This is a genomic window from Rhodococcus sp. O3, assembly GCF_048897285.1.
In the GTDB taxonomy this organism is placed as follows: domain Bacteria; phylum Actinomycetota; class Actinomycetes; order Mycobacteriales; family Mycobacteriaceae; genus Rhodococcus.
On record NZ_JBMBTE010000134.1, the window covers coordinates 1 to 12,844 of the forward strand.

At 70.3% G+C, this 12,844-nt stretch carries 13 protein-coding genes; 9 read left to right on the forward strand and 4 right to left on the reverse strand.

Going from position 1 to position 12,844, the window contains the following annotated elements:
- Positions 1-1,023, reverse strand: a 1,023-nt coding sequence (locus ACN675_RS24470) for a DUF2397 domain-containing protein (RefSeq protein ID WP_420753305.1), incomplete at its 3' end; no start/stop codon positions are given.
- A gap of 169 nt (positions 1,024-1,192) precedes the next feature.
- Here ACN675_RS24470 and ACN675_RS24475 point away from each other — a divergent pair.
- From ACN675_RS24475 to ACN675_RS24505, 7 genes are all read left to right on the forward strand, one after another.
- Positions 1,193-1,921, forward strand: a complete 729-nt coding sequence (locus ACN675_RS24475; RefSeq protein ID WP_420753306.1) for an IclR family transcriptional regulator — start codon at positions 1,193-1,195, stop codon at positions 1,919-1,921.
- A gap of 113 nt (positions 1,922-2,034) precedes the next feature.
- Positions 2,035-2,979, forward strand: a complete 945-nt coding sequence (locus tag ACN675_RS24480; protein ID WP_420753307.1) for a TauD/TfdA dioxygenase family protein — start codon at positions 2,035-2,037, stop codon at positions 2,977-2,979.
- 6 nt (positions 2,980-2,985) lie between these two features.
- Positions 2,986-3,918: a TauD/TfdA dioxygenase family protein gene (locus tag ACN675_RS24485; protein WP_420753308.1), complete on the forward strand. Its 933-nt coding sequence runs from the start codon at positions 2,986-2,988 to the stop codon at positions 3,916-3,918.
- 13 nt (positions 3,919-3,931) lie between these two features.
- Positions 3,932-5,026, forward strand: coding sequence for an ABC transporter substrate-binding protein (locus ACN675_RS24490; protein ID WP_420753309.1), 1,095 nt, complete (start codon positions 3,932-3,934; stop codon positions 5,024-5,026).
- Positions 5,027-5,172: 146 nt separating this feature from the next.
- The gene (locus ACN675_RS24495) at positions 5,173-5,625 is read left to right on the forward strand and encodes a MaoC/PaaZ C-terminal domain-containing protein (protein WP_420753310.1); all 453 of its coding nucleotides are present in this window, start codon (positions 5,173-5,175) and stop codon (positions 5,623-5,625) included.
- A 111-nt stretch (positions 5,626-5,736) separates the two neighbouring features.
- On the forward strand, positions 5,737-6,201 hold the full coding sequence (locus ACN675_RS24500) for a MarR family winged helix-turn-helix transcriptional regulator (protein WP_420753316.1): 465 nt from the start codon (positions 5,737-5,739) through the stop codon (positions 6,199-6,201).
- Positions 6,194-7,987, forward strand: a complete 1,794-nt coding sequence (locus tag ACN675_RS24505; protein ID WP_420753311.1) for an AMP-dependent synthetase/ligase — start codon at positions 6,194-6,196, stop codon at positions 7,985-7,987. Before ACN675_RS24500 ends, ACN675_RS24505 begins: the two co-directional genes overlap by 8 nt.
- 97 nt (positions 7,988-8,084) lie before the next feature.
- On the opposite strand, the gene malQ is transcribed toward ACN675_RS24505, so the two are convergent.
- A complete protein-coding gene (malQ, locus tag ACN675_RS24510; RefSeq protein WP_420753312.1) occupies positions 8,085-10,214 on the reverse strand; it encodes a 4-alpha-glucanotransferase in 2,130 nt (709 codons plus the stop codon).
- 54 nt (positions 10,215-10,268) lie between these two features.
- Here malQ and ACN675_RS24515 point away from each other — a divergent pair, with 54 nt between their 5' ends.
- Positions 10,269-10,796 carry an O-acetyl-ADP-ribose deacetylase gene (locus tag ACN675_RS24515; RefSeq protein WP_420753313.1) on the forward strand — a complete coding sequence of 176 codons (528 nt, stop codon included), beginning with the start codon at positions 10,269-10,271 and terminating at the stop codon, positions 10,794-10,796.
- 39 nt (positions 10,797-10,835) lie between these two features.
- On the opposite strand, the gene ACN675_RS24520 is transcribed toward ACN675_RS24515, so the two are convergent.
- Positions 10,836-12,287 (reverse strand): T3SS (YopN, CesT) and YbjN peptide-binding chaperone 1, encoded by a 1,452-nt coding sequence (locus ACN675_RS24520; RefSeq protein ID WP_420753314.1) that lies wholly within the window; start codon positions 12,285-12,287, stop codon positions 10,836-10,838.
- A 145-nt stretch (positions 12,288-12,432) separates the two neighbouring features.
- Between ACN675_RS24520 and ACN675_RS24525 the strand changes: the two genes are divergently transcribed.
- On the forward strand, positions 12,433-12,555 hold the full coding sequence (locus ACN675_RS24525; protein ID WP_420753315.1) for a hypothetical protein: 123 nt from the start codon (positions 12,433-12,435) through the stop codon (positions 12,553-12,555).
- Positions 12,556-12,695: 140 nt separating this feature from the next.
- Here ACN675_RS24525 and ACN675_RS24530 read toward each other — a convergent pair.
- On the reverse strand, positions 12,696-12,844 hold a 149-nt coding region (locus ACN675_RS24530), incomplete at its 5' end, for a LysM peptidoglycan-binding domain-containing protein (RefSeq protein WP_420753317.1).

A 12,844-nucleotide genomic window follows, 5' to 3' on the forward strand; every position in this document is an offset into this window, starting at 1 on the left:
CCACCACGAGGTGCCCGGCCCGATCCGCGGGTCCGGCTCGTCGGGGCCGAGCAGCAGGTGCCGGCTCGGGTAGGCGGCGAAGTGCGCGGCGAACAACCGGTGTGCCTGCGCATCCGAGGATTCCGCGAATCGTCCGGCCAGCGCCAGCAGATCGGCACGTCGTGAGCCGCTCGCGCCGGTGGGCGCGAGCCGTCGCCGGGTGTGTCCGAGCAAGCGGCCCAGTGCCTGCCCGGCCGCCTCCCGCAACTGCTTCGGCCCGGCATCCGCGGCGTACCAGGCGGCGAGTGTCTCCCAGTCGCTGCGGGTGCGGCCGGCGGGCCGCGCGACCGGGATACCGTCCGGAACGGGCGGGCCGGGGAGTGCCGCGAGCAGTGGATCGAGCCGGGGGATCAGCGCGTCGAGACGCGCCGCGATGACCGGGGTGTGCCGGGCGACGTCGCCGTCGAGCAGATCGACGTATTCGAGCAGCAGTGTCTTGAGCCGGCCGAACTCGTCCCCGGACAGATCGAGCCGGGCCAGCACGTCCGCGAGATACGCGTAGAAGTCGGCGATGCTGTCGGTGAACGTCCGATGGTGCGTGAAGACGCTGGTGACGAGGCCGGACACCGCCTCCGGGTCGGTGCGGGCCGTCCCCAGCGCGTCCGCGAGGCCGGCGAGATCTCCGGCGATCAGGCCGAGCACCTCGCGGGCCACCTCGCGGGCACCGTCGCGCGCGGTCAGGACGGCGGCCGCCTCGCGATGCACCCGGCCGCCGAAGACGGACACCCGGAACCGGTCGCGATCGGTGTCCGTGTCGACCCCCGCCGGCCGGGTCGCCGTCAGGTTGCCCCACTCGACGAGGCGGCGGCAGCGTTGCTCGACGACCTGCGCGGTCAGCGGCCTACCCGGGATGCGGTCGGCGATCTCGGTGGCGGACAGGTCGGAGGCGAGCGTGTCACAGAGACACGTGACGATCGCGAGATAATCGTCGGCGTCGTCGTCGGCGAGGTGGCGGAACAGATCGCGGCGGCGGTTTTCCCCCATGCCGTGCCTACCTCCCCACCACGTTCAACGTATGGACAGGCTAACGGGGGACCGAAGACTTGGACCACCCGGTGCGGAAAACCATTGCCGGGGGTCGCGGTCCCGGAGATAGTGCGAACCGGCCGGTGCGACGACGCGCCGGAACGCGTACACCCAGGAGTACCGAGCGATGACACCTAGATCCGGGTCTCAGGCCGTCGAACGCGCGATCGCCGTGCTGGCGTGTTTCGACGGCGGCGACACCGAACTCGGACTCGGTTCGCTGGCCGCGCGCACCGGGCTGCCGGTGAGCACGGCGCACCGGATCGCGCAGGCCCTCGTGCGCGGGCGGATGCTCGAACGCGTCCCCGGACGGGACGGCTACCGGGTGGGTCCGGGCCTGTTCTCGCTGGCCGTGCCGCCGCTGATGCGGCTCGGCGTCGACCACTGGGCGCCGGATCTGTACGCGCTGGCCGCCGAGATCGACCTGACGGCGAGTCTGGGGGTTGCGCGGGGTGGCGAGGTGCTGTCGGTGTTCTCGGCCCGGCCCCCGTCCGGTGGCTGTGACAAGCAGATTCCGCCTGCCGGTGAGGGTATCGACGACAGCGTGATGGGTCGCGCGATCCTGGCGTTCGGTCCCGCGCGGCCGCGATCCCCGGCGCTGTCCGCCGAACTCGAACTCGTCCGTCGCCGCGGATACGCCGTCGAGCTCCGGAACGAACGGTCCTCGGTACTGGCGCTGGCGGTTCCGGTGTTCGGCACCGACCGGCGACCGTGGGGCGCGGTCGGTGTCCAGGGCGGACGCCGCCGTCTCACCGACCGTGTCGTCGGTGACGTGGTGCCCGCCATGCAGCGCGCCGCCGCCCGTATCGGCCGCCGGGTCCCTCGTCCCGCCAGTGCCGAGAATTATTCCGGCTGAGTCTTTTTCGCATCGTGAAATGCGGGTTCCGCCGGTGCCTCCCGGGCGGCACGGTGGTGACAGGCACCGGATTCCGGTCCGAACCACCGATCGATTCCACAGTGAGGGAACCCATGACACTCGCACCCGACACGCCTGCCGCCGCCGCGGGCACGTTCACGGTCACCCCGGTCGCCGGGCACATCGGCGCCGACGTGAGCGGACTCGACCTGCGAAATCCGCTCGCGGACAACATTTCCGAGCAGCTGCGCGCGGCCCTGCACGAATACAAGGTGCTGTTCTTCCAGGGGCAGGAGATCGACCACGCGCAGCAGATCGCGTTCTCCCGCAACTTCGGCACCGTGACCCCGTCGCATCCGTACGACGACGAGGCGCCGGAAGGTTTCCCGGAGATCCTCGCGGTGGACAGCCGCAAGTACGAAAAGCGTTTCGGTCGTAAGAAGTACAGCTACGACAACCAGTGGCACACCGACGTCACAGCGGTCGTCAACCCGCCGGCCGTGACGCTGCTGCGCTCCGGGGAGGTCCCGGTGCGCGGTGGCGACACGACCTGGACGAACCTCGTCGCCGCGTACAACGGCCTGCCCGAATCGCTGCAGCGACTGGTCGACGGGTTGCGTGCCGAACACCGCTTCGGCGGTCGCCGACCGCAGTGGTCCTCGGACAGCGACTACGCCCGCCGTGTGCAGGAGAACCCGCTGGTGTCCGAACATCCCGTCGTGCGGGTGCATCCGGTGACCGGCGAACGGGCCCTGTTCGTGCAGCCCGGCTTCACCGCCCGGATCGTCGGACTGTCGCCGTCGCAGAGCGACCGCCTGCTCGACCTGCTGTTCGAGGAGGTCACCAACCCCGCCTACACGGTGCGTTTCCGCTGGCAGCCGGGTTCGATCGCGGTGTGGGACAACCGCGCCACCGCCCACCTGGCACCGACCGACCTCGACCATCTCGACGTCACCCGGGTGCTGTACCGCACCACCATCGAAGGCGACGTCCCGGTCGGCCCGGACGGCCGCGAGTCGGTCGCCCTCGCCGGTGACGCCTTCCGCGGACAGGAGTAGAAAATCATGACTGCCATCGCAGAGCGCGCCACCGAGCTGACGGTCGCGCCCATCGCCGGATACCTCGGTGCGGAGGTCGCCGGGGTGGACCTGAGCGGCGAACTCGACGCCGCGACCGTCGCGCAGCTGCGCGAGGCGCTGCTCGACTACAAGGTGCTGTTCTTCCGGAACCAGCCGCTCGACCACGCCCAGCAGATCCGGTTCACGCAGTACTTCGGCCGGGTCACCCCCGCGCACCCGTACAACTACGATCCCGACTCGCAGTTCCCGGAGATCCTCGAGGTCGACAGCCGCAAGTACGCAGCGCGGGCCGGAACGAAGAAGTACTCGTACGCGAACTTCTGGCATTCGGACATCTCGGCGCTGGTGAACCCGCCGGCGATCACGTTCCTGCGGTCCGAGCTGGTACCGGACGTCGGCGGCGACACCACCTGGACCGACCTGGGCGCGGCGCACGCCAACCTGCCCGAGTCGCTCAAGTCGTTCCTCGACGGTCTGCGCGCCGAGCACCGCTTCGGCGGCCGGGCACCGCGGTGGGCGGCCGGCAGCGAGTCGGAACAGCACGTCGTCACCGAGCCGTACGTGACCGAACACCCGGTGGTGCGGGTGCATCCGGAAACCGGGCAACGGGGGCTGTTCGTCACGCCCGGGTTCACCAGCCGCATCCTCGGGGTGTCGCCGCGTCAGAGCGACCGGCTGCTCGACCTGCTGTTCGAGGAGATCACCAACCCGGCCTACACCGTGCGGGTGTGGTGGGAGAACGACAGCATCGGCGTGTGGGACAACCGGATCACCGCGCACCAGGCGCCCACCGACCTCGACCACCTCGACGTGGTGCGGGTACTGCACCGCACCACCGTCGAAGGTGACGTTCCGGTGGGCCCGGACGGGCAGCGGTCCGTCTCCGTGATCGGCGAGCCCTTCCACGGGCGCGACTGACGAGGAGACACGGATGCCGTCGATGCTGCGAAGAAGGGTTTCGGTGGGCGCGGTCCTCGCCGCGCTGCTCGCACTCGTGTCGACGGCATGCGCCGGCCCGGCCGGGGACACCGGGCAGGTGTCCCCGGCCGGGAAGACGGTGCTGCGATACGAGGGCACGGCCAGTGCGGTGACCTTCCCCGAACTCGCCGAGGACCTGGGCTATTTCGACACGGTGACGTTGGAGTGGTTGGGCGACAACACGAGTGGGCCGTCGAGTATTCAGAACACCGCGACCGGCGAAACGGATTTCGGCTCGGCGTTCTACGGGGCGATCGCCAAGCTGGTCGACGCGGGAGCGCCGCTGACCACGGTCGTCGCGAACTACGGTTCCGACGGTGACACCGAGGAGGACAGTTTCAACGGGTACTACGTGCTCGACGGCAGTCCGCTGCGGTCGGCTCGGGATCTGATCGGCAGGAAGATCGGGATCAACACCCTCGGTGCGTACCACGAATACGTGATCAAGGAGTGGCTGTTCCGGGCGGGACTGACCGACGAGGAGATCGCACAGGTCGAACTCGTCGTGGTGCCCCCGCTGAACACCGAACAGTCGTTGCGGCAGGGGCAGATCGACGTCGGCAATCTCGGCGGGGTCGTCAAGGATGCGGCGCTCGCGCGCGGCGGACTGCGCCCGCTGTTCACCGACGTGGATCTGACCGGGCCGCTCGGGATCGGCGGGTTCGTCTTCCGGGACGATTTCGTCGCCGAGCACCCCGACTCGGTCGCCGACTTCGTGCAGGGCACCGCGCGTGCGTTGCGGTGGGCGCAAGTCACGCCGCGGCAGGAGGTGATCGACCGGTTCACGGCGATCATCGAAGGCCGCGGCCGTAGCGAGTCGACCGATTTCGTGCGGCAGTGGAAGAGCACCGGGGTGCCGTCACCGGGCGGGGTGATCGCCGCCGAGGAGTTCGCGATCTGGATCGACCAGAGCGTGCGGCTGGGCAGTCTGCAGTCCGGCGCCGTCGAGCCCGAGGAGCTGTTCACCAACGAGTTCAACCCCTATGCGAACGGCACCTACCCGTCGGATTCCGGCCCGGACGGGCAACCGGTCGGAGCTGCCGGCTGAAAGGGGGCTGCCGGCGGGCCGGGGGGCGCCGGCAGCGCGTGCCCCGAGGCGATTCGTCGCCTCGGGGCACTCCTGTGCTCGTGGAATGTTCCAATGGCGGAACCGGATCGTTGTCACCGAATCCGGACCCGACCGAGGAGAACCACGTGAGTGCACCGCAGACCCTGTTGTATGCCGAGGACCTGGCGGTCGGCGACCGGATCGGATTGGGCACCCACACGGTCGGCGAGGACGAGCTGGTCGATTTCGCCCGGTCCTGGGACCCGCAGTGGTTCCACACCGACCGCGACGCCGCGGAATCGGGGCCGTTCGGAAGCCTGATCGCCAGCGGAATCCACACTCTCGCGGTCGCGCAGCGGCTCACCGTCGAAGTCGCCTACGGGCGGTGGGCGGTGATCGCCGGCAGGCAGCTGAGGCAGGTCCGGTTCCTGAGCCCGGTGCTGCCGGGAACCACGCTGACCGGGACCTGTGTGATCGACGACGTGACGCTCGACGACCGCGGTCGCGGGCTGGTCACCGCCACCGTCACGCTCGTCGACGACGCGGGACGGGCGGTGCTCGACGGGGTGGTCGAGTCGTATGTGCGTCGTCGCGGCTAGGGCATGTCTCCTGGTCCCGATTAGTGTTCCGGGCCACCCGAGGCTTAAGGTTGCTGTGTGCAACAGAACCATTCTGTGCCCGGACCGGCCGACGCCGACTCCGACACCTCGCTGCACCCGGCCGTCGTGGCCGAGGTGTACGACGAGTTCGTCCACCTCGTCCGGTACCTGATCGCGGGGGAGCGTGCGCACAGCGACGCGCTGAGTTTCGCGCAACATTCTCTGCTCGGGTACATCGCCCGCAATCCCGGATGTCGCGCGACCGACGTCTCGGACGCCTTCGGCCTCAACCGCTCCACCGTGTCCCGCCAGCTGCGCACCTGCGTGGACGCCGGCTGGGTCGCGGCGGAACCGGGACCGACCCGACTCGGGCATCCGCTGAACCTGACCGACCGCGGCCGGGCCGTCCTCGAGGACACGGTCGGGCGCCGACACGACGATGTTCGTGCGGGACTTGCCGGTTGGGACCAGGATGAACTCGACCGGTTCGTCCACCTGCTGCGCCGATTCCGTCACGGTGTGGACACCGCGTCCGCCGCGACGACCGACACGAACGATGGAGATGCCCGTGCGTGAGTACTCGACCCCCGCCCAGTTCACCGTCGGCGACGACGAGTCCGTCGTCCACACGGTCTTCGTGCACGCGGAGAAGACCCCCCACCGGGTGATGTTCTCGCGCCCCGAAGCGCAGGGCGAATGGGTCGCCGTGACCGCGAGCCAGTTCGCCGAGCAGGTCACCGCCGTCGCGAAGGGCCTGATCGCCAACGGTGTGCAGCCCGGCGACCGGGTCGCCCTCCTGTCGGCCACCCGCTACGAGTGGTCCCTGTTCGACTATGCGATCTGGGCTGCCGGCGCGGTGTCGGTGCCGATCTACGACTCCTCGTCCACCGATCAGATCCGCTGGATCCTGCAGGACTCGGAGGCGGTGCTCGCCGTCGTCGAGACCGCCCAGCACGAGGCGCTCTTCGTCGACATGCCCGAGACCCTGCGCCGCATCGTGCAGATCGAGGGCGGTGCCGTCGACACCCTGATCGCCGAGGGCGCCGACGTCGACGACCTCGAGGTCCGGACCCGCCTCGACGGCATCCGCGCCGACGATCTGGCCTCGCTGGTCTACACCTCCGGCACCACGGGCCGGCCCAAGGGCTGCATCCTCACCCACCGCAACTTCCTGTCCGAGGTCCGGGCGATCCTCACCTCCGCGGTCGGCGCGGTCGCCAAGCCCGGCAACCGTGGCCTGACCTTCCTGCCGCTCGCGCACGTGCTGGCCCGCGCAGTGGCGCTGGCGCTGTTCGAATGCGGCGCGGCACAGTCGCACTGGTCGGACTTCTCGACGGTGTCCGCCCAGTTCGAGCGGTACTCGCCGAACATCATCCTCGGTGTGCCGCGCGTGTTCGAGAAGGTGCGCGACGCCGCTGCCGGCAAGGCCGCCGCAGGGGGCAAGCTCAACGCGTCGATCTTCCGGTTCGCCGAGGAGACCGCCATCGCCTACAGCGAGTCCCTCGACCAGGGCGGCCCCTCCCTGGCGCTCAAGGCCAAGCACGCGATGGCCGACAAGCTCGTCTACTCGAAGCTGCGGGCCGCGATGGGCAACGACTGCTGGTACGCGATCTCCGGCGGCGGCGCGCTCAGCCCGAAGCTCGGACACTTCTTCCGCGGCGTCGGCGTGCCGATCTACGAGGGCTACGGCCTGACCGAATCCACCGCCGCGCACAGCGTCAACATGCCCGGCGCACAGAAGATCGGTTCGGTCGGTCAGCCCTTGGGCGGCAACAGCACCCGCATCGCCGAGGACGGCGAGATCGAACTGCGCGGCGGTGTGATCTTCCAGGGCTACTGGCGCAACGAGAAGGCCACCGAAGAGGTCTTCCGCGACGGCTGGTTCCGCACCGGCGACCTCGGCGAGATCGACGACGACGGCTACGTGTACATCACCGGCCGCAAGAAGGACCTCATCGTCACCGCGGGCGGAAAGAACGTCTCGCCCGGCCCGCTCGAGGACCGGATGCGTTCACACACACTGGTTTCGCAGGCCGTGGTGATCGGTGACGGCCGCGCCTACGTCACCGCGCTGCTCACCGTCGATCCCGACGTGTTCGCCAACTGGAAGGCCGAGAACGGCAAGCCCGCCACCGCGACGATCGCCCAGCTGCGGCACGACCCGGCGCTGCGCGACGCGATGCAGACCATCGTCGACGACGCCAACTCGACCGTCTCGCACGCCGAGGCGATCAAGAAGTTCGTGATCCTCGACCGCGACCTGACCGAGGCGACGGGCGAGCTGACCCCGACGCTGAAGATCAAGCGCAACGTCGTCACCGAACGCTTCGCCGAGGACATCGAGAGCATGTACGGCCACTGATCGCCGGTCGACAGGAACCGATGCGGACCCACCCGAACACGGGTGGGTCCGCATCGTCGTCCCGGGTGGTGTGGAAGGTTCCGAGTGTGGCCGGAAATCAGCCGCGGACGGCGGCGGCGAGCGCGGCGAACCGGGCGTTGGCGGCGAGGTCGTCGAGCAGCACCGCGCGGCCGCGACCGTCGGCGAGCGGGATCCGCCAGTTCGGGTATTCGTCGGTGGTGCCGGGCTGGTTCTGGCTGCGCCGCTCACCGACTGCGTCGACGAGTGAAACCGCCAGCAGCGCAGAGGGACTCGCCGCGATCAGTCGGTGCAGCGCCTCGACGGTCTGCGGGTCGGCGACATCCTGCTCGGTGTCGTCGGGGTCGGCCGGCGGGAGCAGGCCCCGGTCGCGGGCGAGCTGCAGCACCGCATCCCGTTCCTGCTCGGCTTCGGCGAGTTCGGCGTCGAGATCGCGTTCGAGCAGGCCGAGTTCCGATCGCAACCGCACGTGGTCGCCGGCGAGATAACCCGCCGTCGGCGGCAGGTCGTGCGTCGTCACCGACGTCAGGCACAGCTGCCGGTAGCTCTCGGGTGGCCGCGGATCGTGCCCGTCCTTCTCGAACCACAGGATCGACGTGCCCGCGACACCGCGACCGGCCAGGTACTGCTGTACCCAGCCCTCGAACACCCCCAGGTCCTCGCCGATCACCACGGCCCCGGCGCGCTGTGCCTCCAGCACCAGGATGCCGACGAACGCCTCGTGGTCGTACCGGACGTAGGTGCCTTCGTCGGGGGTGCAGCCGTCGGGCACCCACCAGGTGCGGAACAACCCGAGGATGTGGTCGACGCGGAGCCCCCCGGCGTGCCGCAACGCCGCCCGCAGCACGTCCCGGAACGGCCGGTATCCGAGTTCGGCGAGCCGGTCCGGCCGCCACGGCGGCTGGTTCCAGTCCTGACCGCGCTTGTTGAAATCGTCGGGGGGAGCGCCCACCGTCACGCCGGTGGCCAGCGCATCCCCGAGTGTCCACGCGTCGGCGCCGTTGCGGCGCACCCCGACCGCCAGGTCGTGCACGATGCCGAGATCCATGCCCGCGGTCCGTGCGGCCTCCTGAGCCGTCGCGAGCTGCTCGTCGCACACCCACTGAAGCCAGCAGTGGAAATCGATGCGGTCGGCCAGTTTCGCGCGCAGCCGCTCGGTGTCCGGGTGATCCGGGGACGGTGCCCGCTTTGCCCACCGTTCGGGGCGATCGCCGAACTTCTCGGCGAGCGCGCACCACAACGCGAAATCCGCGAGCGCCCGGCCACTCTCGGCGCGGAACGTCTCGAACGCCACCTGCCGGGACGCCGAACGCGGCACCCGGTACACGTGTTCGAGCACATCGAGTTTCGCGCGCAAGGTCGCGTCGCGGTCGAGCCGCTTACCCTTGCGGTTCGCGCGCGCGAACTTCGCCGCGTACGCGTCGAGGCGCTTGCGGTGCTTGGTGGGCAGATAGGCCGTCTCGGGGATGTTCTCGACGCGCACATACAGCGGATCGGCGAAGCGCCGCGACGAGGGCAGATAGGGCGACGGCTCGACCGGGGGCCGGGGATCCCCGGCGTGCACCGGGTTGACCAGCAGGAAGTCCCCGCCGTACGCCGCGCCGGTCACCGCGGCCAGATCCGCGAGATCCGCGAAGTCGCCCAGCCCCCACGACCGGCTCGACCGCACCGAATACACCTGGGCCGCAACACCCCACCGTCGCTTCTCGAGCAGCCGGTCCGCGGCCGCGAGCCGGGCGGGTGTCACCACGAGCGTCACGGCCGCCTCGACGTCGTTGCTGCGCGCGCGCAGCGTGTGCCAGCCCGGCGGCAGATCCGGCACCGCGAACGTCGCCCGGCCCACGAGCCGGTCGTCCACCGTGCGCGGCTCGACCCACACGTCGAGCTGCTCGGCCTCGCGTTCGGTGCCGTCCTCGGCGACCACCCACACCTCGACGGGATCGCCGTGCGGCACGTGCACCGGAAAGGTGCGATGCTCGCCCTCGACGACGACCAGCGACGGGGGCAGCATCCGCCGCCACGCCCGGTTCGGGACGTCCTCGAGGGACGCGGCGATCTCCTCGTCCGAGCCGGCCGGGATGTCGAGCGCCCCGAGCACCGCCTGCAGCGTGTGGTCGCAGACGTAGTGTTCCTGCCCGTCCCAGCCCCGGTACGAGCAGGAGACGCCGGAACGTTCGGCCAGTTCGCGGAGCTTCACCGTCGCCGTCACGGGATGCGATCATGCCAGGAAAAGGTCCGTCCGTCAGTGCGGAAGGAGCGGATCGTGCCCGATATCGACATCGTCCCGGGAGACATCACCCGGATCGCGGCGGATGCGATCGTCAACGCGGCGAACTCGTCGCTGCTCGGCGGGGGTGGGGTGGACGGCGCGATTCACCGCGTCGGTGGGCCCGACATCCTCGCGGCCTGCCGGGAACTGCGCGCCACCAGGCTGCCGGACGGGCTGCCCGCGGGCGAAGCCGTCGCCACGACCGCGGGTCGGCTGCCCGCCCGGTGGGTCATCCACACCGTCGGACCGGTGTACTCCGTCCGCGAGGACAGATCGGCGATCCTGCGCTCGGCGTACACGCGCAGCCTCCTCGTCGCCGACGGCCTCGGCGCCCGCATCGTGACGTTCCCGCTCATCTCCGCGGGCGTGTACGGGTGGCCGGTGGACGACGCCGCCCGGCAGGCGGTCGCCGCGATCCGCGCGTCGGTAACCGCCGTGGAGCGGGCCGTGATGGTCGCGTTCGACGGGGTCGCGGAACACGCGCTGCGGCGTGCGGTGGCGGGGGAGGAGCGCGACGGTTGAGGCCCTCCGGCTCCCGTACCGCCCAGGCCGAACCGGGGCCTAGTCGAACAGGGTCGGCTCGTCCGGATCGTCGAACAGCGCGGGCTGTTCCGGTGCCGCCTGCTGGGCCGGCTTGTCCGACACCGCCGGCTGGGCCGGCTTGTCCGACACCGCCGGGCGAGCCGGTTTACCCGGCTTCGCTGCAGGCGCGCGCGGCGACTCGTCTGCCGGCCTGTCGAGGAACTCCAGTGCCGCGGTGAGGGATCGGCCCGTCAGTTCCCATTCGAGTGCGCGGGCGTCGGCCGCCTCCATGCCGTCGTCGTCGCCGGCTGCGGCGCGCTCGAGCGCTTCGCATTCCCAGCCGACCTGCTGCTCGACCGTCATCGCGAGGAATCGCTGGAGTTCGGACGGTTCGTTGTCGCCGATCGCCGCGACCGTCTTGACCTGGATCTCCACCGCCCCGTGCAGGTGGAAGTCGCGCAGTGCCAGCAGCGCGAGCGGCAGATCGCCCTCCGATTCGGGAGTCCACGGCGGGTCCTCGTCGTCGTCCGGTGCGCAGACGTGGTCCGGCTCGCGCAGCAGCTCACCGCCGAGATGGGTGGCGAACTCCACCTCCAGCGTCTCGAGGAACTCGGCCATCCGGTCGAGCCCGGACAGCAGGTGGGCCGGCACGAACGGCGAACTCGGCAGGTGCAGCGCCACCGCGACCCGGTCCTCGACCAGCACGAACTTCAGGTGGGGCCAGCGGCGGTTGAGATCGGCGACGACCTCCGCGGCGCGGGTACGGCCGGTGATGGTGTGCACGATCGGCGCGAACAGGTCCACTGTCCCCGAGCCCTGCCCGATGCCGACGAACAGCAGCACCCCGGCAACGCGCAGCACGATGTCGCCGTCGTCGTCCCACGGCGGCGCCGCCCCGATCCGCCGCTGCACGGTCGCCTCGACGAGTTCGCGCAGATGCTCCTCACCGGTCGGCTCGACGGCCACCGGCAGCACGGGGACACCGGGCGCCTCGCGGACCGTCGGGAGCGGCTCGAAGGCCGGAGTACGGCCGGGACCGAACGTCTCGATGCGCAGGAACAGCGGATGGGGCACACCCCAGATCTCGCGCAGTGCCCGCACCGACACCGCCGCCAGCTCGTCGGACCAACCGGTGGGCCGGTCCATCCAGTAGGCGGGCGACCCGCCGTCCTCCGGGTCGTCCGGGCCCCGGGTGGGTTCCTGCAGACCCAGCTCGGTCAGCAGCGCCCGATCGGCGGTGCTCAGGCGGCGATCGTCGAGGTGCGCATCCGACGGCACCTCGACACGCACCTGCCCACCGTCCCACGCGTAGAACTGCACACACGGGCCGGCAGGCCCGGCGGACTCCTCGGCCAGCGGTTCGAGGACCAGGCCGTCGTCGTCGCGCATCGCCGCCACATGGTCGGCCAGGCGCTCCCGGAATTCCTTCCACGCCCGTTCGACGTCGCGATCGAACCGGGTGTCGGCCTTCTCCCATGGCGTACCCGGCATGATCGACCTCTCTTCCGTGACCCGAACGATGTGCCGGAAAGACTAGCGGGGGACTCCGACAATCGAGGCTGTCGCAGAGTGTGAGTTGCGATCGCGCTGATCGGAACGGTTCCGCCGCATCGGTGCGGCGCGTCATCATCGCCGCATGATCGGATCCGCCGTGTTCGGCCGTGCCGTCGCCGCCCTCCGGAAACTCGTGGACGCCACGGGCGTGTCCGAGTGTGCCGGTGACGCCGTGGCAACGGTAGCGATCAGGCTCACGCTCTGAGCGAGTTCACCCCCGATGGAGCTCGCCCCGATGAAGTTCGTCGCAGCCCGGCAGAGGCGCGGGTCCGTCGTGCCTCCGGACGCAGACGCCCCCGCCACCGGAAGAGGTGGCGGGGGCGTCCGATTTCCCGTTTGTGGCGATTACGGGATGGTGAGCACCTGGCCCGGCTGGATCAGATCCGGGTTCGCGATGCCGTTCGCATCGGCGATGCGCTGGTACTGGTTGCCGTCGCCGTAGACGCGCTCGGCGATCGCCCACAGGCTGTCGCCGGGGGCGACGGTGTGGGTGC